The following is a 21,041-nucleotide window of genomic DNA, read 5'->3' on the forward strand; positions in this document are numbered from 1 at the left end:
CCTCACAGCACCTCCCTGCGCTGCAGGAACGTGAACGACCCCCAGCCCGGCAGTACCGGCAGCCACAGCGTGAAGAGCCGGTAGAGCAGCACGGCCGATGTCGCCGTGTCCGCCGGGAGCCCCGAGATCGTCAACGCGAGCGTCAGAGCGCCCTCGACGGCGCCGAGACCGCCCGGCGTCGGCGCCGCCGACCCCACCGCGTTCGCGGTGAGGAACACCAGCACCACCGTCGTCCAGGGCAGGGAACCGCCGAACGCGCGGATCGACGCGTCCAGGCACAGCACGAACGCCAGCGTCAGCAGCAGCGTTCCGCCCATGCCGGTGGACAGCTTCTTCGGCGACTGCAGGACGTCCACCAGCCGCGGCACCACACCCGAGAACATGCTCTTCAGCCGCGCCGTGACCACCCGGCGGACGCGGGGGACCGTCATCGCCAGCCCGGCGAGCAGGCCCAGCACCAGCACCGCGAGCACGATCGTGCGGGACGGCGCCAGATCCTGCGTCGCCTTCGCCGTCGACCCGGTCAGGAACCCGAACAGGACCAGCAGCAGGATGTGCGTGACCATCCCGACCAGCTGGGACGCGCCGACACTCGCCACCGCCAGGGTCGGCCGCACCCCGGACCGCTGCAGGTAGCGGGTGTTGACGGCGACGCCGCCCACGGCCGCCGGCGCGACCAGCTTCACGAACGACGCCGCCACCTGCACCAGGACCGTCCGCCACAGGGGCAGGCGCTCCGGGACGAACCCCATCAGCATCAGCGCCGCCGCGACATAGGTCAGGGCCGCCGCGCCGAGGGCCGCCGCCACCCAGTGCCAGCTCGCCGTCGCCGCCAGATAGCCGACGTCCAGGCTGGTCACCTGCGGGATGACGATGTACGCGGCGATCGACAGCGCCACCACGCTGACGATCGTGCGGGGGCGGAAGCGCTCCAGCCTGGCCGGTGCCGCCTCGGTCTCCGGCTTCAGCCGGACGATCTGCTCCCGGATGCGGGTCAGCAGCTCCTTGTCGTGCCGCAGCGCGTGCCGGGTCGCCCGCGACAGCGCCACCCGCTGCAGCAGCGGCACCGCGCCGCCGAGGGCCTCCTCGCCCAGCACGTCCGCGGCCGTCCGGACCGCCCGCTCCGGGCCCGTCCGCAGCGCCAGCGTGGTGAGCAGCTGCGCCAGGTCGAGCCGCAGCGCCAGATCGCCCGCCGCGGTCTCCCCGGACCGCAGGTCGGTGATGTAGGCGAGACCGTCCTCACCGACGAGGATCGCGCCGTCCTGCAGCCGCCGGTGCGCGAGCCGCCCCGCCTGCAGCGACCGGAACTGCCGCCAGATGTCGGTCAGCAGCGCGTCGGTGATCTCGGCGTCGGGGACGTCGCCGAGCCGCCGCCCCGGCACGTGCTCGTAGGCCAGCAGCGCCGCCTCCGTGCCGACCTCGCACGTCCCGGCCAGGTGCGGTGTCCGGGCGCCCGCCGCGTCCACCGCGTACCCCATCAGCGATTCCTGCTCCAGGGAGCGGCGCAGCGACCGCAGCGTCCGCCCGGTCGTCGCGGCGCGCAGCCGCAGCAGCCGCCAGATCCGGTACAGCAGCCCCGCGGTCTGCTGGTCGCGGTCCAGGACGCGGACCTCCAGGTCCCAGTCGCCGTGGACGCCCCGGCCGGCGGGAATCCGGGCACCGTACCCGTTGCCGGGGCAGTGGGCGAGGACGACGCCGTAGCGGCGGCCGTCCTCGGTGTCGTCGGCGGGCTCGTCCAGCCGGGCGCCCCGTTGCGGCCGCAGCCCGAGCCGTTCCAGCGCCGCGACGACCGCCGTCCCCGGCGGCCGCGGGTTCGGGGTGCCGACGGCGTACAGGGTGCCGTGGCCGATGGCGCGTCCCAGCAGGTAGGTGGCCGCCAGCGCGGCGACGGACGCGTAGGACGCGGTCAGCCCCGTCAGCGCCGCCAGCCCGATCATGGTCCAGGTCGCGGCCTGCCAGCGGGCGCGTCCCGCCATGCCGACCGCGGTGACGAACGCGATCACCGGGGCGATGTCGGTGTGCACGGGCGCGGTCGCGGTGCCGCCCCAGATCAGCGAGTCCAGCACCCCGCCGGGCGCCGCCCGCACCACCAGGTCGTCCAGCCCGATCGTGATGCCGGACGCGATCCCGGCGGCCAGCAGCGCGATCGCGACGCGGGTTCCGTCCTTGTTGAACAGCCGCTCGATCGCGAACGCGATCGGCACGGCCAGCACCCCGAAGCTGGACACCAGCGTCGCCAGCGTCAGCAGCAGGCGGGGCGCGTGCGCGGTGCCCTCCGCGATGTCGGTCTGCAGGCCGTGCGTGGTCTGCTGCGCGATCGACACCAGCAGCATCACCACCGCCAGCCCCGCCACCGACGCCGCGAACCTGATCGCGTCGGAAGGCCGGCGGATCCGGTCCGGCTGGGCGGGCTCGTCGACGGGCACACCGGCGGGCACGCCCTGCCGCGGGCGCACCGTGCCGTCGTGGGTTCGCGTCACGCCGTACCGCCGCCCTGACCATCCGTCATCGTGATCAGCGTCCCAGAACCGGCGGGGCGCCGTCGAGTGCCGGGCCGGCATCCGGCCGGTCGCGCGTGCACCTCGCAGCCCCATCTCCGCCCCGTGGCCCGAGGTCCGCCTTGTCCCAGGTGAGTGAGCACATCCTACCGGCCGGTACCGCCCCCGCGCCGTGGCGGCGGCCCCCTGGTCGATGGGGGTCGGAACGACCGCCCGGACCCGTCTTTGGGTAGGGTTTATCCAGGACATGCCGTCGACCCTGTGCGGGAGAGATCCCACGCTGCCACCGTGGGACGCCGAAGGGGCAACCTCCCCGGAACCTCTCAGGCAAAAGGACCGCTCGGGCGAGGCACCTCTGGAAAGCAGGCGCCGATCCCCGCACCCGGGGAGGGGCGGCTCACCGAAGGGGAAATCCCGCCGCGCGGGGGAAGCTCTCAGGTGCCGATGACAGAGGGGGAGACCCGGCCGCCGGCCCGCGCCGGCGGTGGCCCTGAGCGACCGCAGCAGCCAGGAGGCTCTCCATGACCGCCCAGTTCTTCGCCCCCGTGGCTTCGCCGCAGCATCCGCGCACCGTGTTCGCCGACCGGCACATCGGCCCCTCCCCGGACGAGCACGCCCGGATGCTGGCCGCCATCGGCTACTCCGGTGCCGAGGCGCTGATCGACGCCGCGGTTCCGGCCGCGATCCGGACCGCGCGCCCGCTGGACCTGCCGCCCGCGCTGAGCGAGGCCGCCGCGCTGGACCGGCTCCGCGAGCTCGCGTCCCGCAACACCGTCCTCACGTCCATGATCGGGCTCGGCTACCACGGGACGATCACTCCCGGCGTGATCATGCGGAACGTGCTGGAGAATCCCGGCTGGTACACCGCCTACACGCCCTACCAGCCGGAGATCTCGCAGGGCCGGCTCGAGGCGCTGCTGAACTTCCAGACGGTGATCGCCGACCTGACCGGGCTGCCCGTCGCGAACGCGTCCATGCTGGACGAGGGGACCGCCGCCGCCGAGGCCATGGCTCTCGCGCACCGCGTCTCCAAGCGCAGGGAGCCGGGGGCGTTCCTGGTCGACGCCGACGCGCTCCCGCAGACGATCGAGGTCATCCGGACCCGTGCCGTCCCGCTCGGCATCGAGGTCGTCACCGCCGACCTGTCCGGCGGGCTGCCGGACGGCGACTTCTTCGGCGTGCTGCTGCAGTACCCGGGCGCGTCCGGGGCCGTCCGCGACCTGGAGCCGGTGATCGCGCAGGCGCACGAGCGCGGCGCCAAGGCGGTCGTGGCCGCCGACCTGCTCGCGCTGACGCTGCTGCGCCCGCCGGGCGAGTCCGGCGCCGACATCGCCGTGGGGTCCGCGCAGCGGTTCGGCGTCCCGTACGGGTTCGGCGGCCCGCACGCCGGCTACATGGCGGTCGGCGAGGGCATCCAGCGGCAGCTTCCCGGACGGCTCGTCGGCGTGTCCGTCGACGCGGACGGTGCCACCGCCTACCGGCTTGCGCTGCAGACCCGCGAGCAGCACATCCGCCGCGAGAAGGCCACCAGCAACATCTGCACCGCCCAGGTGCTCCTCGCCGTCATGGCGAGCATGTACGCGGTCTACCACGGCCCCGAGGGGCTCGCCGCGATCGCGCAGCGGACGCACCGCCGGGCCGCCGAGATCGCCGCGGGCCTGCGCGCCGGCGGTGTCGAGGTCGTGCACGGCGCGTTCTTCGACACCGTCCTCGCCCGCGTGCCCGGCCGGGCCGCCGAGGTCGTCGCCGCGGCCCGCGAACACGGGATCAACCTGCGCCAGGACGGCCCCGACCGGGTCGGCGTCGCCTGCGACGAGACCACGCTGCCCGAGCACGTCACCGCCGTCCTGGAGGCGTTCGGCGTCGCCCCCGCCGGCGACGCCGCCGAGGCGATCCCGGGCGCGCTGCGCCGCGAGAGCCCGTACCTCACCCACCCGGTGTTCCACGCGCACCGCTCCGAGACCGCGATGCTGCGCTACCTGCGCCGCCTCCAGGACAAGGACATCGCGCTCGACCGGTCGATGATCCCGCTCGGCTCCTGCACGATGAAGCTGAACGCCACCGCCGAGATGGAGCCGATCACCTGGCCGCAGTTCGCGAACATCCACCCGTTCGCGCCGATCGACCAGGCCGCCGGGTACGTCGAGCTGATCGGCGAGCTGGAGGGCGCCCTCGCCGAGATCACCGGGTATGCGAAGGTCTCCGTCCAGCCGAACGCCGGCTCGCAGGGGGAGCTGGCCGGCCTGCTCGCCATCCGCGGCTACCACGCCTCCCGCGGCGAGGAGCACCGCGACATCTGCCTGATCCCGTCGTCCGCGCACGGCACCAACGCCGCCAGCGCCGTCATGGCGGGGATGCGCGTCGTCGTCGTGAAGTGCGACGAGGGCGGCAACATCGATGTGGACGACCTGCACGCCAAGATCGCCAAGCACGGTGACCGGCTCGCCGCGATCATGGTGACGTACCCGTCCACGCACGGCGTGTTCGAGGAGACGATCACGGACGTGTGCGCGGCCGTGCACGAGGCGGGCGGCCAGGTCTACGTGGACGGCGCCAACCTCAACGCGCTCGTCGGCCTCGCCCGTCCCGGCGAGTTCGGGTCGGACGTCTCGCACCTCAACCTGCACAAGACGTTCTGCATCCCGCACGGCGGCGGCGGGCCGGGCGTCGGCCCGATCGGCGTCCGCGAGCACCTCGTCCCGTTCCTGCCCAACCACCCCCTCCGCCCGGAGGCGGGCCCGGGCACCGGCGTCGGCCCGATCTCGGCGGCCCCGTGGGGCTCGGCGGGCATCCTGCCGATCTCGTGGGCGTACATCGCGATGATGGGCCCGGACGGCCTGCGCGCCGCCACCGAGGGCGCGATCATCGCCGCCAACTACCTCGCCGCGCGGCTCGCCCCGCACTACCCCGTCCTCTACACCGGACGGAACGGTCTCGTCGCGCACGAGTGCATCGCCGACCTCCGCAAGATCACCAAGGAGACGGGGATCACCGCCGAGGACGTCGCCAAGCGCCTCATCGACTACGGCTTCCACGCCCCGACCCTGGCGTTCCCGGTCGCCGGCACCCTGATGATCGAGCCCACCGAGTCCGAGGACCTCGCCGAGATCGACCGGTTCTGCGACGCCATGATCGAGATCCGGCGCGAGATCCAGCGTGTCGCCGACGGCGGCTACGACCGCGAGGACAACCCGCTGAAGAACGCCCCGCACACCACCGCCTGCCTGCTCTCCGAGGACTGGAAGCACCCCTACACCCGCGACGAGGCCGCCTACCCCGTCCCGTCCCTGCGCGAGAACAAGTACTGGCCGCCGGTCCGCCGCGTCGACCAGGCCTACGGCGACCGCAACCTCGTCTGCTCCTGCCCGCCCCCCGAGGCGTTCGAGGACTGAGGGAGGACCGCGCGTCTCCCGGGGGACCGGGGGGCGCCCCCGGGAGATAACTGATCTTGGTGGGGTTTCGGGGTGTCGTCGCGGGACGCGGAGAGGGCACCTCGCTAGGCTCGGTGCGACCCCGAACCCCCCAGAGGGCAGAAGAGCGATGAGCGAGTCCCCGGACGCGGTATCCGACGACCCGGCGCAGATGTGCGAGGAGGCCCGGAACCTCGCCGAGAACGGCGAGGCCGACCGCGCGGCGCCGCTGTTCGAGAAGGTGCTCGCCATGGGCGAGACGCCCTGCCGGGCGCAGGCCGCGCTCGGGCTCGCCGTCGTCCTCGACGACGCGGGGGAGGTGGAGCGGGCCCGGGAGGCGGACCGGGACGCGATCGCGACCGGCGACCCCGAGTACGGGCCGCGCGCCGCCTACCACCTGGCGCTCACGCACGAGCGTGCCGGCGAGCCCGAGCGGGCGGCGCCCGCCTGGCGGACGGTGGTCGGGTTCGGCAACCTCGCCTACCTTCCGCCCGCCCACCTGGCCCTCGCCCGGATCGCCGACGACACCGGTGACTTCGACGCGGCGCGGGAGCACTGGGAGGCGGTGATCGAGACGGGGGACGCCGAGTACGGGCCGCTCGCCGCGCACGACCTCGCGCAGCGGCTGCTGGAGCGCGGTGACCCGGCACGGGCGCAGCGGGCGCTGGCCACCGGGCTCCGGCTGATCGACCGCGATGCCGCCCCGCACGCGTACGCGCGGCTCGCCGTCGCGCTCGGCATCGCCTACCTCGACCAGGCGATCGGCGCGTTCGGCGCGGCGCTGGGGGAGGACCCGCCCGATCCGGAGGTCGGGCCGCTCGCCACCGAGCTGCTGGCGCGGACGCTGCCGCTGCGGGGACGCGGCGGCGAGGCGGGCGAGGTGTGGCGGCGCGGGCTGGCCGATCCGGGCCTCGCGGGGCAGGTCCGGGCCCGGCTCCGCCGCGACTTCGGCGAGGACGACGGCGGCGCCGACCTGTGGTGGGAACCGGTCGTCGAGCACGCCGTGTCGGACGGGACGCTCCCCGCCCTCGCCGGGGAGGCGTTCGGCGCCCTCGACCACATGTACGCGCTGCTGGCCGTCCGGTACGCCGAGCGCAGGGGAGACGAGGCGCACGAGGTGCTCGGCAGGGCGGTGCGGGTCCCGAGCGATTATCCGTGGGGCCCGCTGCTGCACGAGAGCTTCGCCGAGCGGCTGCGCCTGGCGATGGGCACACCCGCTCCCGGCCGGCCGGAAGACCGGTGACGGGCGCCGCTACGGTGGGCGCATGGAGGTCGTGACGCCGCACGGGCCCGCCGAGGTGACGCTGGACGAGACCGGCGGCCCGGCGTTCCTGCTGGTCCTGACGCACGGGTCGAATGGGAGCGTGGACGCGCCCGACCTGCTCGCCGTCCGGGAGGCCGCGCTCGGGCTCGGCGGCGCCGTGGCGCGGGTGACGCAGCCGTTCCGGCTCGCCGGCCGCCGGGCGCCCGGCCCGCCGGCCAGGCAGGACGAGGCGTGGCTGGAGATCATCGGGGTGCTGCGGGAGAGGTTCGGGGGCGTCCCGCTCGTGCAGGGCGGCCGCAGCAACGGCGCGCGGGTGGCGTGCCGGACGGCGCGGGCCGCCGGCGCGGTGGGCGTGGTGGCGCTGGCGTTCCCGCTTCACCCGCCCGGAAATCCGCAGAAGACGCGGGTGGACGAGCTTCGTTCGGCGGGCGCCCCGGTCCTCGTCGTCAACGGCGCCCGAGATCCGTTCGGCGTGCCGGACCCGGCGGACGCGGCGCACGTGACGGTGCTGCCGGGGGAGCGGCATGAGCTGAACAGGGATCCCGCCGCGGCCGGGAGGGTGGCGGAGCCCTGGCTGAGGAAGTGGGCGCTGGAAAAGCCGGTGGCCCGTCCGGTGCGGACGGGCCGGTAGTAGCGGTGTCCGGGCCCGCTGCGGGCCCGGAGGTCAAGGACAGGTGGGCGTGCCCCCGAGGATGATCACCCGTTTGAACTAGTCCCCCCATGGGACCGCTCAAGCGGCGGACGGCGTCTTCATGTCCGTCGGCCGGTGCGGTGCGATGACTCCCCCGTCGGGCAGCAGCTCACCGGTGTCCTCGAAGAGGACGACACCGTTGCACAGCAGGCTCCACCCCTGTTCGGGATGTGCGGCCAGCGTCCGGGCGGCGTCGCGATCGGGTGCGTCGTGCGAGGGACAGGGCGGCTGGTGTGGGCACATCGTGTGCCTCCGGTCTCGGCTACGGGTCGGTGGTGCTTTCCTTTATTGACGCACCCCAGTGTGGAGTGGTTCGTCCCCACCGGCCATAGTCCGTTGGGACGGTTGTCCACTGGCACCGGAGTACCGGAACGGTGTGATCACTCTCACCCTGAGGTGTCAGCCACAGGGTCCCGCCCGCGTGATGAGTGATGGAGAACGACACGCCGTGGCGGCGCGAAACCCCTACCATGTCGCCGGGGGAACGCCTTCGGGCGTGGGGGGAGTGAGGCCGATGCGGGTCGCGTTGTCCGTCGCATGCTTCGATGACGCGCTGTTCCCGGGAACGGGGAGAGCCGTGACCGCTCTTTTGGAACGCCTGGGGCACGAGGTGACATTCCCGCCCGGGCAGACATGTTGCGGGCAGATTCACTGGACGTCCGGCTACCATCGCGAGGCCGCCGATCTCGCCCGCGCCTACACCGCGGCGTTCGCGGGCGGCGATGTCGTGGTCGCGCCGTCGGCGTCCTGTGCCGCCGCCGTCCGGGACGCCCATCCGAAGATCGCGCGGGCGGCCCGGGATCCCGGCCTGGCGCGCGCCGCCGAGGGCCTCGCCGTCTACGAGCTGACCGAGTTCCTCGTGGACGTCCTGGGCGTCGTCGATGTCGGCGCGTACTTCCCGCACCGGGTCACCTACCATCCGTCCTGCCAGTCCCTGCGGACCCTCGGGATCGGCGACCGGCCGCTGCGGCTGCTGCGCGCCGTGAAGGGCATCGACCTGGTCGAGCTGCCCGCCGCGCAGGAGTGCTGCGGGTTCGGCGGCGCGTTCGCGATGAAGAACGCGGACGTGTCGGTCGCGATGGTCGCCGACAAGATCCGGCACGTCCGCGAAACGGGCGCGGACGTGGTGTGCGCGGTCGACGGCTCCTGCCTCGCCCACATCGGCGGGGCGTTGTCCCGGCTGCGCAGCGGCGTCCGGACCATGCACTTAGCGGAGATCCTCGCCGAAACGGGGCCGTCGTGACCGGCCCCGCGCCGGGCGGCCCCGTCCCGCCGCCGATGCCGAAGTTCGCCGCCGCCGCGCGGCCCGCGCTGGCCGACACCGGTCTGCGCCGCACCCTGCGCGGCGCGACCGCGACGCTCCGGGAGCGGACGGCCGCGGCGGCCGCCGAGACCGCCGACTGGGAGGACCTGCGCGAGGCCGGCCGCGCCGTCGGGGAGGGGGCGCTGCTCGGCCTCGACACCCATCTGGAGGAGCTGGAGCGGGCCGTCACCGAGGCCGGCGGCACCGTGCACTGGGCGGTGGACGCCGCCGACGCGCGCCGCGTCGTCACCGGCCTGGTGCGGGAGACCGGCGCGACGGAGGTCGTGAAGTCGGCGTCGCTGGCCGCCCGGGAGATCGGCCTGAACGACGCGCTGGCCGGGATGGGCGTGACCGTCCGCGACACCGCGCTCGCCGACATGGCCGTCCAGTTCGCCGGGGACGAGCCGTCCCACCTGCTGTCGGCGGCGGCCCACCGGGACCGCGCGCAGATCGGGGAGCTGTTCCGGCGGGAGATGCCCGCCGCCGGGCCCGATCCGGCCGGTGATCCCGAGGACCTCGCCGCCGCGGCCCGCGCCCACCTGCGGGAACGGTTCCTGCGTGCCCAGGTCGCGATCACCGGCGCGAACTTCCTGGTGGCGGAGACGGGCACGGTCGTGGTGGTGGAGTCCGAGGGCAACGCGCGGATGTGCCTCACGCTCCCGGAGACGCTGATCTGCGTCGCCGGTATCGACAAGGTCGTCCCGGCATGGGATGACATGGAGGTGTTCCTCCAACTGCTGCCGCGTTCATCGACCGGTGACCGGATGACGCCGTACGTCTCCTCCTGGACGGGGGTGACACCGGGCGACGGGCCGCGCGCGTTCCATCTGGTGCTGCTCGACAACGGCCGCACCAGGGCGCTCGCCGACGAGATCGGACGTGCCGCGCTGCGCTGCATCGGCTGCTCGGCCTGCCTGAACGTCTGCCCCGTCTACGAGCGGACGGGCGGGCAGCCGTACGGGCCGGTCCACCCGGGGCCCATCGGCGCGATCCTCACCCCGCAACTGCGCGGCGTGGAGAGCGCCGCCGTCGCGTCGCTGCCGTACGCGTCCACGCTCTGCGGCGCCTGCGCCGACGTCTGCCCGGTGAAGATCGACATCCCGGACGTGCTGGTCCATCTGCGCGGCGCGGTGGTCGAGTCGCGGCGCAGGCGTCCCGTCCCGACGCCCGAGATGGCGCTGATGCGCGGCCTCGCCTGGACGATGGCCGACCCGCGCCGCCACGAGACCGCGCTGCGGCGCGGCGTCCGCTGGGCGCGGCTGCTGTCGCGCGGCGGCCGCATCCGCCGCCTGCCCGGCCTCCTCGGCATGTGGACCGAGGCCCGCGACCTGCCGGCGCCGCCGGCCGAGAGCTTCCGCGCCTGGTGGAACAGGACCCGGCGATGAACGCGCGCGAGGAGGTGCTGCGGCGGGTGCGCGAGGCGCTCGGCGGGTCGCGCGGGACGCGGCCGCCGGTGCCGCGCGGCTACGCCCGCCGGCTGAGCGAGGCGGAGGCCGCGACGCGGGCGGACGTCCTCGCCCTGTTCACCGAGCGGGTCGCCGACTACCGGGCGGCGGTGCGGCACGTCGGCGCGGACGAGCTCGGCACCGCGGTCGCCGCCGCGCTGTGGGGGCGGGAGGCCAAGCAGATCGTCGTCCCGGCGGATCTGCCGTTCGGGTGGCTCGCCGAGCTGGACGGCGTCCGCGCGCTCGCCGACACCCCGGCGGTCGACATCGACACCCTCGCCGCCGCGGACGGCGCGGTGACCGGCTGCGCGGTGGCGATCGCGCAGACGGGCACGGTCGTCCTGGACGGCGGCCCGGCGCAGGGCAGGCGGGCGCTGACCCTCGTGCCCGGTTACCACCTGTGCGTGGTGCGCGCGGACCAGATCGTCGGAACGGTCCCGGAGGCGGTGGCGCGGCTGGACCCGGCGCGTCCGCTCACGTGGATCAGCGGCCCGTCGGTGACCCACGGCATCGAGATGACCCGGGTGGAGGGCGCCCACGGCCCGGTCCACCTGGAGGTCCTCGTCGTGGAGGACTAGCGCACCCCGCCGATCACCAGGTCGAGGCCGGCGGTGAAGCGCGCGTCCCAGCCGGCCGCCCGGTCCGCGCCGGCGTCGTCGCCGGTGCCGCGCACCTCCAGGGCGGTGTGGCCGATCACGTAGCCGAGCAGGGTGTGCGCGGTGACCGCGGCGGTGTCCTCGGCGATGCCGCCGCGGCGCAGGACCTCGCGCAGGGACGCGGCCGTACTGGTGAGCGCGGCGGGGTTGCGGCGGGTGACGACGAGGGGCAGGACACCGGCGTGCGTCATCAGCCGCGCCCGGTAGTCGCCGGCCCAGGCGCGCAGGACGTCCTGCCAGGGCCCGGTCGCCGAGGTGTCGGCGGGGGCGGAGGCGACATGGGTGACGAGACCGTCCAGGAGCTGCTCCTTGCCGCGGGGGAGGTGGTGGTAGATCGCCATCGCCTCGACCTCCAGCGCGTCGCCGAGGCGGCGCATGGTGAGGCGGCCGAGGCCCTGGCCGTCGACGATCCGCAGGGCCTCCTCGATGATCCGCTCGGTGGACAGCGGTGCGCGGTGCTGGGCGTTGATGCTGGGTTGCCGGACCATGAGAACTGACCTTACTGTGTAAAGGGCCGCTGCCGGGTATCCGCTGCCACGACACGCCGGAACCCCGCGTACGCTTACCTGGATCGCACAGTGCAGACCTTCGAGGGAGTACCACCATGCCGCTGGGCCGCCGGGTGAGCAAGGACGTCGCGGAGCGGTACGAGGCCGACCAGCGGCTGGCCGCCGAGTACGAGGACCGGCTCGCGGCGGCCGGTGAGGCGGAGCGGGCGCTGCGCGAGGCGCAGGCCGCGGACGTCACCGGTCCGGAGCTGCGCGCGCTGACGGTCACGTTCGACAGGGCGATGACGGCGGTGCTCGCCGCCGCCGAGGCGTCCGAGCGGGTCGCGATGGGCCCGAAGGTCTACTCGGCCGACACCCAGGACGCCGAGACGCGCCGGGCCGCCGAGATCGCCTACCGGAAGGCGAAGGCGCGCCCGGAGGTGCGCCCGTGGACCGACGAGGTCGACCGGCTGCGCACCGCCCGCGAGGCGCACCGGCTCAGCTTCAGGACGGTGCCGGCCGCGCTCGGCTGAGCCGCCGCGCGGTGTGACGACATCGCGTCACATTTGCGTCACCCGGTGGCACCGTCCGCCGGAACTTTGAGATTCTGCCCTCTCGGGGAACGCCGGGCTGTCCCGCGCCGCCACGCGGCATCGTGCGCGCGGACGCATCCCGGCGGAGAGGGCACACGGTGCTCTGGACGTTGGGGGAGTACACGTGGAGAGCACGCCGCCGGACCGGGGCCGCGTACTGGAGTCCTACCAGGACGGGGTGAGGGCGATCCGCACGCTGGCGGAGGGCGTCGGTGACTGGGACGTGCCGACGCCCTGCGCCGACTGGCAGCTGATCGATCTCGCGGGGCATCTGCGGTGCGTCGCGGAGAACTTCCTGGAGTACCTGCAGGAAGCGCCCGACAGCCGGCTGGCGACGCTGTTCGCGCGGAAGGCGGCGACGGCGGTGCTGATCCGGCAGCAGGCGCGGCAGAACGCGGCGGAGCTCGCCGTGCTGCCGTCCGAGCCCGGCCCTGACCGGATCATGGCGTTCGGGGTGGCGGCGGGCGCGTACGCCGACCTGCTGCCGGACATGTGGGACCGCACCCAACTGATCTACCGGGGCACCAAGTACACCGTCGGTGACCATGCGGGCGCGGCCTGCGTGGAGTGGCATCTGCACGCCTGGGACATGGCCCGCGCGGCCGGCGCCGACTACCGTCCGCGCGACCCGGACCTGCTGGTGTGGGCGTGGCACTGGGGCGTCCCGCATCTGCCGCTGGAGCGGGGGGACGCATGGGAGGCGGTGCTGCGCTCGTCGGGCCGGTCGCCGCGCTGGCCGGAGCCCGGCCGACCGGCCCGGCCGGACGGTCCGGCTGTCAGACGCCGTCCGGCCTCCCCGGACGGGCTCGCAGGTAGACCAGCCAGGTGAGGGCGCAGCACACGGTGTAGAAGGCGATGAACGCGAGGTAGGCGCCGTCGCCGGTCCCGTAGGTCAGGAACGACTGCCGGAAGGCGATGTTGACCAGGACGCCGCCGGACGCGCCGACGGCGCCCGCGATGCCGATCAGCGCGCCGGACAGGCGGCGCGCCTCCTGCTCGGCCGCCACCGGGTCGAGGCCGCCGGCGACGCCGCGCCGGGCCCTGGCCCGGAAGATGGCGGGGATCATCTTGTAGGTGGAGCCGTTGCCGATGCCGCTGAACGCGAACAGCAGGACGAAGCCGGTGAGGAACAGCGGCAGAGATCCGCGCAGCGACGCGGCCAGCACGAGGCCGGCGGAGGCGGCCATCGCGACGAAGGTCCAGAGGGTGACCGCGGCACCGCCGGCCCGGTCGGCGAGCCATCCGCCGGCCGGGCGGACCAGCGACCCGAGCGCGGGGCCGAGGAACGTCAGGCAGGAGGCCTTGACCGGGGTGTCGAAGCCGTCCGCGAACTGCACCTGCAGGACCTGCCCGAACGCGAACCCGAACCCGATGAAGGACCCGAACGTGCCGAGGTAGAGCACCGACATGATCCAGGTGTGGGCGTCCTTGCAGACGTCCCGCATCGCCCGCCGGTCGTTGCGCGCCTGCGCGAGGTTGTCCATGCGCAGCGCGGCGCCGAGGGCGGCGAGGACGATCAGCGGGATGTAGACGCCGGCGACGAGGCCGGGACGGTCCCCGCCCGCGGTGGCGAGGACCAGCAGCCCGACGAGTTGGGCGACGGCGACGCCGAGGTTGCCGCCGCCGGCGTTGACGCCGAGTGCCCGGCCCTTGAGCCGCTGCGGGTAGAACGCGTTGATGTTGGCCATCGAGGACGCGAAGTTGCCGCCGCCGACGCCCGCGACGGCCGCGAGGACCAGCAGTGTGGTGAACGAGACGCCCGGCCTGACCAGGAACGCGGCGAGCACCGCCGGGACGAGCAGCAGCGCCGCGCTGAAGATCGTCCAGTTGCGGCCGCCGAACCGGGCGACGGCGAGCGTGTAGGGGATGCGCAGCGCCGCGCCGACGAGGGCGGGGACGGCGGTGAGGGTGAACTTGCCGGCCGGGTCGATGCCGTAGGAGGGGCCGAGGAACAGCACCAGGACCGACCAGAGCGTCCACACCGAGAACCCGATGTGCTCGGAGAAGATCGAGTAGATCAGGTTGCGGCGGGCGATGCGCGCGCCGCGTGCCGTCCAGAAGACGGGGTCCTCGGGGTGCCAGTCCTCGATCCAGCGGCTCTTCGCCGGCCGGGCGCGGTTCCCGCGCGCGGCTCGGGTGGTGACGGTCATCAGGCGCTCTCCCTGGTCGGCTCGGACGGGCCGACCGTAGGAGGGCGGGGTTTCGCGCGTGTATGACCGGTCGTACGCCGGTGATAACTCCGCCGCACAGCGTGTCCCCGCCGGTTGTGAGGCGGGGTAGATCCGGGCCGTGGCGGGTAGGCAGGTGTTCGCGGGGCGGCGGGGGAAAGGGAGACGGAACTGATGGCGACCTGTGAGGTCTGCGGCAACGAGTACGAGATGTCCTTTGAGGTGCACGCGCAGGGCGAGGTGCACACGTTCGACTCTTTCGAGTGCGCGGTCACCCGGATGGCGCCGATCTGCGAGCACTGCCAGTGCCGCATCATGGGACACGGCGTGGGGGTGAACGGGCACTTCTACTGCTGCGCGCACTGTGCCCGCACCGCCGATCCGGAGGGGGCCCGGGAGATCAGGGACGCGGTTCCGGCCTGACGGCCTCCGGCCGCCCGCGGGCCCGGCCGAACGGCTGCTCGCGGCCGTCCTCCAGATAGACGGTGCGGCCGGTGGCCATGGCCCGCAGGCTGGGGTCCATGCGGCGGGCGACGTGCGGCGGGGCCAGCTCGGGGATCTTCTCCGGGGCCACGAGGATGTGGTCGGACAGTTCCTCGGGCGGCAGCCGGATCGCCGCGATCTCCGCTCCGGTGATCGTGCCGCCGAACACGAACACGTTGACCGCGTCGACGCCGTCGTCGCGCGGCGAGCCCCAGTCGACGCAGGCCAGGCCGTCCAGGCGGGGGACGAGGCCGAGTTCCTCCTGGCATTCGCGCAGGCACGCCGACAGCGGGGACTCGTCGGCCTCGATGACCCCGCCGGGCAGGTACCAGCCCTCGCTGTAGGTGGGCTTGACCAGCAGGATCCGCCCGAGGTCGTCCAGGAGCAGTGCCGCCGCGGCGCCGCGGGCGCGCGGCAGGGAGGCGTAGTAAGCAAGATCGGGCATGTACCGAGGGTAGGTGTGATCACCGCGGCGTGATCAAGGCCGGGCGGGGGCGGAGGCCGCATCCGTCCATGGGATCGCCGGGTCACCGTGAATCCGTTCGGCACCTCGGGCAAAGCCGACGAACCGCCCATTGACAGGGGTCGACAACACTTGACGCGCGTCCGTCAAGGCGGTGGGCGGCGTACGGCCCGCCGTTCTGACCTCGGTGGGCGTGACGCGTGAACGGCATTTAACGCCGGGGTCACGCCGGGGACTTGCCCGTGAAACGGCGCCCGCCGAGTCTCGGCGCATGAACGGGACTCCCACGCACTGCCCGTATTGCGCGCTGCAGTGCGGCATGACCCTGCACACGTCCGGTGCCGGCGCCGTCCGGGTCGTGCCGCGTGACGATGTGCCCGCAAGCGGCGGCGGGCTGTGCCAGAAGGGCTGGACGGCCGCGGAGCTGCTCACCGCCCCCGACCGGCTGAACACGCCGCTGATGCGGCGCGGCGGGGACGCGCCGCTGGAGCCCTGCACCTGGGACGCGGCGTTCGACCGCGTCGCCGCCGAGGCCGCCCGGCTGCGGGCCCTGCACGGGCCGGACGCCGTCGCGGTCTTCGGCGGCGGCGGGCTGACGAACGAGAAGGCGTACCAGCTCGGCAAGTTCGCCCGTGTCGCGCTGGGCACGTCCCAGATCGACTACAACGGGCGGTTCTGCATGTCGTCGGCCGCGGCGGCGTCCGGCCGGGCGTTCGGCGTGGACCGCGGGCTACCGGGCCCCGTCACGGACCTGGCGGCGTCCGGTGCGATCCTGCTCGCGGGCGGCAATCCCGCCGAGACGATGCCGCCGTTCATGCGGCATCTGGCCGGGATGCGGGACGGCGGCGGAGCCCTCATCGTCGTCGATCCGCGCCGCACCGCCACCGCCCGCCAGGCCGACCTGCACCTCCAGCCGGTGCCCGGCACCGACATCGCCCTCGCCAACGGGCTGCTGCACCTGGCGCTCGCCGAGGGGCTCGCCGACGAGGACTACATCGCCGCCCGCACCGGCGGCTTCGACGCCGTCCGGACGGTCGTGAACGCGTACTGGCCGGACCGGGCCGAGCGGATCACCGGCGTGCCCGTCCCCGTGATGCGCGAGGCCGTCCGGCTACTGGCCCGTGCCGAGCGCGCCCATGTCCTGACCGCGCGGGGCGCCGAGCAGCACGCCCGCGGCACCGACATGGTCACCGCGTTCATCAACCTGGCGCTCGCGCTCGGGCTGCCCGGCCGTGCGGGCTCCGGGTACGGGTGCCTGACCGGGCAGGGCAACGGCCAGGGCGGACGGGAGCACGGGCAGAAGGCCGACCAGCTCCCCGGCTACCGCCGGATCGACGACCCGGCAGCGCGCGCGCACGTCGCGGCGGTATGGGGCGTCGATCCCGGCGACCTGCCCGGGCCCGGACGGTCGGCGTACGAGCTGCTGTCGGCGCTCGGCACCGTCGGCGGCCCGAGGGCGCTGCTGCTGTTCGGGTCCAACCCGGTGGTGTCGGCGCCGCGCGCCGCGCACGTGGAGGACCGGCTCGGCGCCCTCGACCTGCTGGTGGTGGCCGACGTCGTCCTCTCGGAGACCGCGCGGCTCGCCGACGTCGTGCTGCCCGCCGCGCAGTGGGCCGAGGAGTCGGGGACGATGACGAACCTGGAGGGCCGGGTGCTGCGGCGCCGCCGGGCCGTGTCCCCGCCGGACGGCGTCCGCACCGACCTGGAGATCATCGGGGCGCTCGCGGAGCGCCTCAGGGCACCGGGGAAGTGGAGCACCGACCCCGAGACGGTGTTCGCCGAGCTGCGCCGCGCCGGCGCGGGCGGCACGGCCGACTACTCCGGCATCACCTACGCGCGGATCGAGGCGGAGGGCGGGGTGTTCTGGCCCTGCCCGTCCACCGGCCATCCGGGCACGCCGCGGCCTTACCTGGACCGTTTCCCCACGCCGGACGGGCGGGCCCGGTTCGTCCCGGTCGAGCATCACGGCCCCGCCGAGGACGTGGACGCCGCCCGCCCCGTGTACCTGACCACCGGCCGGGTCCTCGCGCAGTACCAGTCGGGTGCGCAGACCAGGCGCGTGCGGGCGCTGGCCGAGGCCGCGCCGGGCCCGTTCGTCGAGCTGCATCCCGATCTGGCCGGGCGTCTCGGCATCGAGGACGGCGCGGATGTGCGGGTGGAGAGCCGCCGGGGCGCGGTGACGGTGCGGGCGCGGCTGACCGACGCGATCCGCGACGACACCGTCTTCATCCCCTTCCACTGGGCGGATGAGGGGCGGGTGAACCTGCTCACCAATCCGGCCCTGGACCCGGTGTCGCGGATGCCGGAGTTCAAAGTCTGCGCCGTCCGCCTCCGTGCCTGACGGTGAGGGCCTTTTAACACGGCGGTGACAAGGGAGACCCAGCCGCGAAACCGCTCCCGCGGAGGATCAGGTCATGACCACGACACCCGAAGCGACGATCACCGGGGACCGGGCGGGCCGCCCGGCGGCCCGCTGGTTCGACATCTGCTCGTACGCCGGCCTGCTCCCCGAGCGCGGCGTCTGCGCGATGCTGGACGGCACGCAGGTGGCGATCTTCCGGGTCTTCGACGGCACCCTGTACGCGCTGTCGAACCTCGACCCGTTCAGCGGCGCCCACGTGCTGTCGCGTGGCATCCTCGGCACCCGGAACGGGACGCCGACGGTCGCGTCCCCCATGTACAAGCAGGTGTTCGATCTGCGGACCGGGGTGTGCCTGGACGACCCGCGGGTGGTGCTGCCGGTCTTCCCCGTGCGCCGCGCCGGGGGCCGGGTGGAGGCGGCGCTCACCGATGAGCGCCGGCGGTGAGCCGCCGGCCGGGCCCGCCGGCCCGCCGGTCGGCCCGCTGGCCGGGTTCGCGGTCGGCGTGACCGCGGCCCGCCGCCACGAGGAGCTCGCGATGCTGCTGGAGCGGCGCGGGGCCAGGGTCGTGCCGGCCCCCGCCATCCGTCTCGCTCCGCTCGCCGACGATGCCGAGTTGCTGGAGGCGACCCGGGCATGCGTCGGCGCGCCCCTGGACCATGTCGTCGTCACGACGGGGATCGGTTTCCGGGCGTGGCTGGAGGCGGCGGACGGGCACGGGCTGCGGGACGCCCTCGTCGCACGGCTCGCCGGCGCGGAGATCGTGGCGCGCGGCCCGAAGGCGCGCGGGGCGATCCGGGCCGAGGGGCTGCGGGAGGCGTGGGCACCGGAGTCGGAGGGGTGCGCCGAGGTGGTCCGGCATCTGCTGGAGCGGGATCTCGCGGGTGCGCGGGTCGCCGTCCAGCTGTACGGGGAGCGGCGGCCGGAGCTGGCCGGGGCGCTGCGCGGCGCGGGCGCCGGGGTGATCGAGGTCCCGGTGTACAGGTGGTCGCGCACCGGTGACCCGACGCCGCTGCGCCGTCTCGTCGGCCAGGCCGTCGCGGGCACGGTCGACGCGATCACGTTCACCAGCGCGCCCGCGGTCGCCGCGACGCTGGCCGTCGCCGCCGAGGACGGGCTGGAGGACGCCCTGCTGGAAGCCATGCGCACCCATGTCGTGGCGGCGTGCGTCGGGCCCGTCACCGCGAGGGTGCTCACCGGCCGGGACGTCCCGACCGTCCAGCCGGAGCGGGCCCGGCTCGGCGCGCTCGTCCGGGCCCTGGCCACCGATCTGCCGCGGCGCCGGGCGCGGCGGCTGCCGGTGCGCGGGTCGTCGCTGGAACTGCGCGGGCACGCCGTCGTGCTGGACGGGCGGCTGCGGCCGATCGCGCCCGCGCCGATGGCGATCCTGCGGGCGCTCGCGCGCCGCCCGGGGCACGTGGTGTCGCGGGCGGAGCTGTGCGGGGTGCTGCCGAGCCGGCTCACCGGGGACGGGCGGGGCCGGAACGCCCGGCCGCGGGCCGACGAGCACGCGGTGGAGATGGCGGTGGCGCGGCTGCGGCGCGGTCTCGGCCGGCCGGGGATCGTGGAGACGGTCGTCAAACGCGGCTACCGGCTGGCGTGCGATCCGCGGCCCGCCGGCCGGCCCGCGGCGGGCGCCGGGGGCTGACCGGGGCCGTCCGGCACGGTGAACCGCTCGTCGTGGTGGGCGAGGACCCGCAGCATCAGTTCCTTGAACAGCCGGATCTCGCCGGGGGCCAGCGGTTCGAACAGCGTCTCGTTGAGGCGGGTGCGGTCGTCGAGGCTCCGGCCGAGGAAGAGCCGCCCGTCCTCGGTGGCCTCCAGCGCGTAGCGGCGCCGGTCATCGGGGTCGCGGCGGCGCTCGAGGTGGCCGGCCTCCTCCAGGGCGTCCACGATGCCGACGAGGTCGCCCGGGTCCATCCGCAGCCGCTCGGCGACCTCCCGCTGCGACAGCGGCCCGAGCTGCGCGACGCACGACAGGACGAGCAGGTGCGGCAGCCGGAGCTGTCCGGGGTACATCCGCGTCGCGGTGCGGCGGACGAGCCGCACCATCTCGAACAGCAGGTAGGTGGGCGACTCGTGCAGCGGGTCGGGCCGGTGCTCCACGGCTGCTCCCAGGCATCGTCGGGGGTTTGCGTTGGGACTTCTAATTTCTCTTGACGTGAGAGATAGGGTACACCTAACGTTGGATGGTCCAAAATATGGGTGTGCGCTCCGTATGGAGGGGAGGCCCCATGCCGGACGGGGGACCGGCCGTCGAGGTCGTCGGCCTGACCAAGAGGTTCGGCGACGTGGAGGCCGTGCGGGGGATCGACTTCACCGTGCGGCCGGGGGAGATCTTCGGTTTCCTCGGACCGAACGGCGCGGGCAAGTCCACGACCATCAACATGCTCTGCACGCTGCTGCGCCCGACGTCGGGCAGCGCCCGGGTCGCCGGGTACGACGTGGTGGCCGAGCGCGACAGCGTCCGCCGCAACATCGGGCTGGTGTTCCAGGACCCGACCCTCGACGGCTACCTGTCGGGGGAGCAGAACCTGCGCTTCCACGCCGAGCTGTACGGGGTGCCGCGGTCGGTCACCGGCGCCCGCATCCGCCAGGTGCTGGAGATGGTCGGCCTGTGGGAGCGGCGCGGCGATCTGGCGCAGACCTACTCGGGCGGCATGAAGCGCCGCCTGGAGATCGCGCGGGGCCTGCTGCACTCCCCGCGGGTGCTGTTCCTGGACGAGCCCACCGTCGGCCTGGACCCGCAGACCAGGGCGTCGATCTGGGAGTACATCCGGCAGCTGCAGGCCGCCGAGGAGATCACGATCTTCATGACGACCCACTACATGGACGAGGCCGAGTTCTGCGGGCGCATCGCGATCATGGACTCGGGGCGGATCGTCGCGCTCGACACCCCCGAGGCGCTCAAGGCGGGCGTCGGCAAGGACCGGGTCCGCATCCAGACCGCCGACGACGCGGCGGCGATCGCCGCGATCAAGGAGCGGTTCGACCTGGAGGCGGTCGTGTCGGAGGGCGCGGTCACGTTCTCGGTGGCCTCCGGCGAGGCGTTCGTGCCGCGGCTGTTCGCCGAGCTGGGCGTCCCGATCCGGTCGGTGAACGTGGCGCGGCCGTCCCTGGACGATGTGTTCATGTCGTTCACCGGCTCCACCATCCGGGACGCCGAGGCGTCCGCGAGCGACCACATGCGCATGGCGATGCGCGCGGCGAGGAGGTGAC

Annotated in this window: 19 protein-coding genes and 2 riboswitches; of the genes, 13 read left to right on the plus strand and 6 right to left on the minus strand. The window is 74.3% G+C overall.

Going from position 1 to position 21,041, the window contains the following annotated elements; genetic code table 11:
• Positions 1-2: 2 nt before the first annotated feature.
• Positions 3-2,480: a lysylphosphatidylglycerol synthase transmembrane domain-containing protein gene (locus ACQP1N_RS16705; RefSeq protein ID WP_067804249.1), complete on the minus strand. Its 2,478-nt coding sequence runs from the start codon at positions 2,478-2,480 to the stop codon at positions 3-5.
• A gap of 272 nt (positions 2,481-2,752) precedes the next feature.
• Positions 2,753-2,847, plus strand: a riboswitch (glycine riboswitch).
• Positions 2,848-2,959, plus strand: a riboswitch (glycine riboswitch).
• A gap of 60 nt (positions 2,960-3,019) precedes the next feature.
• On the opposite strand from ACQP1N_RS16705, the gene gcvP reads away from it, so the two are divergent.
• The 3 genes from gcvP to ACQP1N_RS16720 all read left to right on the plus strand — a co-directional run bounded on the left by gcvP (position 3,020) and on the right by ACQP1N_RS16720 (position 7,803).
• Positions 3,020-5,890 carry an aminomethyl-transferring glycine dehydrogenase gene (gene gcvP / locus ACQP1N_RS16710; protein WP_433232413.1) on the plus strand — a complete coding sequence of 957 codons (2,871 nt, stop codon included), beginning with the start codon at positions 3,020-3,022 and terminating at the stop codon, positions 5,888-5,890.
• A gap of 148 nt (positions 5,891-6,038) precedes the next feature.
• Positions 6,039-7,151, plus strand: a complete 1,113-nt coding sequence (locus ACQP1N_RS16715) for a tetratricopeptide repeat protein (RefSeq protein WP_067804255.1) — start codon at positions 6,039-6,041, stop codon at positions 7,149-7,151.
• Positions 7,152-7,173: 22 nt separating this feature from the next.
• On the plus strand, positions 7,174-7,803 hold the full coding sequence (locus ACQP1N_RS16720) for an alpha/beta hydrolase family protein (RefSeq protein ID WP_433232417.1): 630 nt from the start codon (positions 7,174-7,176) through the stop codon (positions 7,801-7,803).
• Positions 7,804-7,902: 99 nt separating this feature from the next.
• On the opposite strand, the gene ACQP1N_RS16725 is transcribed toward ACQP1N_RS16720, so the two are convergent.
• On the minus strand, positions 7,903-8,106 hold the full coding sequence (locus ACQP1N_RS16725; protein WP_067804263.1) for a DUF5999 family protein: 204 nt from the start codon (positions 8,104-8,106) through the stop codon (positions 7,903-7,905).
• 271 nt (positions 8,107-8,377) lie between these two features.
• On the opposite strand from ACQP1N_RS16725, the gene ACQP1N_RS16730 reads away from it, so the two are divergent.
• Genes ACQP1N_RS16730 through ACQP1N_RS16740 form a run of 3 tightly spaced genes read left to right on the plus strand, consistent with a single transcriptional unit; the run spans position 8,378 to position 11,189 of the window.
• Positions 8,378-9,106, plus strand: a complete 729-nt coding sequence (locus ACQP1N_RS16730; RefSeq protein WP_067804266.1) for a (Fe-S)-binding protein — start codon at positions 8,378-8,380, stop codon at positions 9,104-9,106.
• The gene (locus ACQP1N_RS16735; RefSeq protein WP_433232422.1) at positions 9,103-10,551 is read left to right on the plus strand and encodes a lactate utilization protein B; all 1,449 of its coding nucleotides are present in this window, start codon (positions 9,103-9,105) and stop codon (positions 10,549-10,551) included. The genes ACQP1N_RS16730 and ACQP1N_RS16735 overlap by 4 nt, the downstream gene beginning before the upstream one ends.
• Positions 10,548-11,189: a LutC/YkgG family protein gene (locus ACQP1N_RS16740; RefSeq protein ID WP_067804268.1), complete on the plus strand. Its 642-nt coding sequence runs from the start codon at positions 10,548-10,550 to the stop codon at positions 11,187-11,189. The genes ACQP1N_RS16735 and ACQP1N_RS16740 overlap by 4 nt, the downstream gene beginning before the upstream one ends.
• Here ACQP1N_RS16740 and ACQP1N_RS16745 read toward each other — a convergent pair.
• Positions 11,186-11,755: a TetR/AcrR family transcriptional regulator C-terminal domain-containing protein gene (locus tag ACQP1N_RS16745; RefSeq protein ID WP_067804271.1), complete on the minus strand. Its 570-nt coding sequence runs from the start codon at positions 11,753-11,755 to the stop codon at positions 11,186-11,188. The genes ACQP1N_RS16740 and ACQP1N_RS16745 overlap by 4 nt on opposite strands.
• Positions 11,756-11,871: 116 nt before the next feature.
• Between ACQP1N_RS16745 and ACQP1N_RS16750 the strand changes: the two genes are divergently transcribed.
• Both ACQP1N_RS16750 and ACQP1N_RS16755 read left to right on the plus strand, forming a co-directional pair.
• Positions 11,872-12,288: a plectin gene (locus ACQP1N_RS16750; RefSeq protein WP_067804277.1), complete on the plus strand. Its 417-nt coding sequence runs from the start codon at positions 11,872-11,874 to the stop codon at positions 12,286-12,288.
• Between the two features lie 184 nt (positions 12,289-12,472).
• A complete protein-coding gene (locus tag ACQP1N_RS16755) occupies positions 12,473-13,177 on the plus strand; it encodes a maleylpyruvate isomerase N-terminal domain-containing protein (protein ID WP_433232427.1) in 705 nt (234 codons plus the stop codon).
• Here the strand turns inward: ACQP1N_RS16755 and ACQP1N_RS16760 are convergent.
• A complete protein-coding gene (locus tag ACQP1N_RS16760; protein WP_433232430.1) occupies positions 13,125-14,498 on the minus strand; it encodes a nitrate/nitrite transporter in 1,374 nt (457 codons plus the stop codon). The two genes, ACQP1N_RS16755 and ACQP1N_RS16760, sit on opposite strands and share 53 nt — an antisense overlap.
• Positions 14,499-14,690: 192 nt before the next feature.
• On the opposite strand from ACQP1N_RS16760, the gene ACQP1N_RS16765 reads away from it, so the two are divergent.
• Positions 14,691-14,939 (plus strand): hypothetical protein, encoded by a 249-nt coding sequence (locus ACQP1N_RS16765; RefSeq protein ID WP_067804285.1) that lies wholly within the window; start codon positions 14,691-14,693, stop codon positions 14,937-14,939.
• Here the strand turns inward: ACQP1N_RS16765 and ACQP1N_RS16770 are convergent.
• A complete protein-coding gene (locus ACQP1N_RS16770) occupies positions 14,917-15,444 on the minus strand; it encodes an NUDIX domain-containing protein (protein ID WP_067804288.1) in 528 nt (175 codons plus the stop codon). The two genes, ACQP1N_RS16765 and ACQP1N_RS16770, sit on opposite strands and share 23 nt — an antisense overlap.
• 289 nt (positions 15,445-15,733) lie before the next feature.
• Here ACQP1N_RS16770 and ACQP1N_RS16775 point away from each other — a divergent pair, with 289 nt between their 5' ends.
• From ACQP1N_RS16775 to ACQP1N_RS16785, 3 genes are all read left to right on the plus strand, one after another.
• Positions 15,734-17,803, plus strand: coding sequence for a molybdopterin oxidoreductase family protein (locus ACQP1N_RS16775; RefSeq protein ID WP_433232435.1), 2,070 nt, complete (start codon positions 15,734-15,736; stop codon positions 17,801-17,803).
• 73 nt (positions 17,804-17,876) lie between these two features.
• Positions 17,877-18,269: a nitrite reductase small subunit NirD gene (nirD, locus tag ACQP1N_RS16780; protein ID WP_067804296.1), complete on the plus strand. Its 393-nt coding sequence runs from the start codon at positions 17,877-17,879 to the stop codon at positions 18,267-18,269.
• The gene (locus ACQP1N_RS16785; protein ID WP_433232437.1) at positions 18,253-19,470 is read left to right on the plus strand and encodes a uroporphyrinogen-III synthase; all 1,218 of its coding nucleotides are present in this window, start codon (positions 18,253-18,255) and stop codon (positions 19,468-19,470) included. The genes nirD and ACQP1N_RS16785 overlap by 17 nt, the downstream gene beginning before the upstream one ends.
• Here ACQP1N_RS16785 and ACQP1N_RS16790 read toward each other — a convergent pair.
• Entirely contained in the window at positions 19,410-19,928 is a 519-nt protein-coding gene (locus tag ACQP1N_RS16790) for a MarR family winged helix-turn-helix transcriptional regulator (protein ID WP_067802736.1), read from the minus strand. The two genes, ACQP1N_RS16785 and ACQP1N_RS16790, sit on opposite strands and share 61 nt — an antisense overlap.
• 128 nt (positions 19,929-20,056) lie before the next feature.
• Here ACQP1N_RS16790 and ACQP1N_RS16795 point away from each other — a divergent pair, with 128 nt between their 5' ends.
• Positions 20,057-21,040, plus strand: coding sequence for an ATP-binding cassette domain-containing protein (locus ACQP1N_RS16795; protein WP_067802733.1), 984 nt, complete (start codon positions 20,057-20,059; stop codon positions 21,038-21,040).
• Position 21,041: the final 1 nt, after the last annotated feature.

Source organism: Actinomadura formosensis, assembly GCF_050948385.1.
GTDB lineage: Bacteria > Actinomycetota > Actinomycetes > Streptosporangiales > Streptosporangiaceae > Spirillospora > Spirillospora formosensis.

Bases quoted from the DNA above. Each gene is read 5' to 3' on its own strand.
- gcvP (WP_433232413.1), top strand. From the start codon at position 3,020: ATGACCGCCCAGTTCTTCGCCCCCGTGGCTTCGCCGCAGCATCCGCGC.
- ACQP1N_RS16715 (WP_067804255.1), top strand. From the start codon at position 6,039: ATGAGCGAGTCCCCGGACGCGGTATCCGACGACCCGGCGCAGATGTGC.
- ACQP1N_RS16720 (WP_433232417.1), top strand. From the start codon at position 7,174: ATGGAGGTCGTGACGCCGCACGGGCCCGCCGAGGTGACGCTGGACGAG.
- ACQP1N_RS16725 (WP_067804263.1), bottom strand. From the start codon at position 8,106: ATGTGCCCACACCAGCCGCCCTGTCCCTCGCACGACGCACCCGATCGC.
- ACQP1N_RS16730 (WP_067804266.1), top strand. From the start codon at position 8,378: ATGCGGGTCGCGTTGTCCGTCGCATGCTTCGATGACGCGCTGTTCCCG.
- ACQP1N_RS16740 (WP_067804268.1), top strand. From the start codon at position 10,548: ATGAACGCGCGCGAGGAGGTGCTGCGGCGGGTGCGCGAGGCGCTCGGC.
- ACQP1N_RS16745 (WP_067804271.1), bottom strand. From the start codon at position 11,755: ATGGTCCGGCAACCCAGCATCAACGCCCAGCACCGCGCACCGCTGTCC.
- ACQP1N_RS16750 (WP_067804277.1), top strand. From the start codon at position 11,872: ATGCCGCTGGGCCGCCGGGTGAGCAAGGACGTCGCGGAGCGGTACGAG.
- ACQP1N_RS16760 (WP_433232430.1), bottom strand. From the start codon at position 14,498: ATGACCGTCACCACCCGAGCCGCGCGCGGGAACCGCGCCCGGCCGGCG.
- ACQP1N_RS16765 (WP_067804285.1), top strand. From the start codon at position 14,691: ATGGCGACCTGTGAGGTCTGCGGCAACGAGTACGAGATGTCCTTTGAG.
- ACQP1N_RS16770 (WP_067804288.1), bottom strand. From the start codon at position 15,444: ATGCCCGATCTTGCTTACTACGCCTCCCTGCCGCGCGCCCGCGGCGCC.
- ACQP1N_RS16775 (WP_433232435.1), top strand. From the start codon at position 15,734: ATGAACGGGACTCCCACGCACTGCCCGTATTGCGCGCTGCAGTGCGGC.
- nirD (WP_067804296.1), top strand. From the start codon at position 17,877: ATGACCACGACACCCGAAGCGACGATCACCGGGGACCGGGCGGGCCGC.
- ACQP1N_RS16785 (WP_433232437.1), top strand. From the start codon at position 18,253: ATGAGCGCCGGCGGTGAGCCGCCGGCCGGGCCCGCCGGCCCGCCGGTC.
- ACQP1N_RS16795 (WP_067802733.1), top strand. From the start codon at position 20,057: ATGCCGGACGGGGGACCGGCCGTCGAGGTCGTCGGCCTGACCAAGAGG.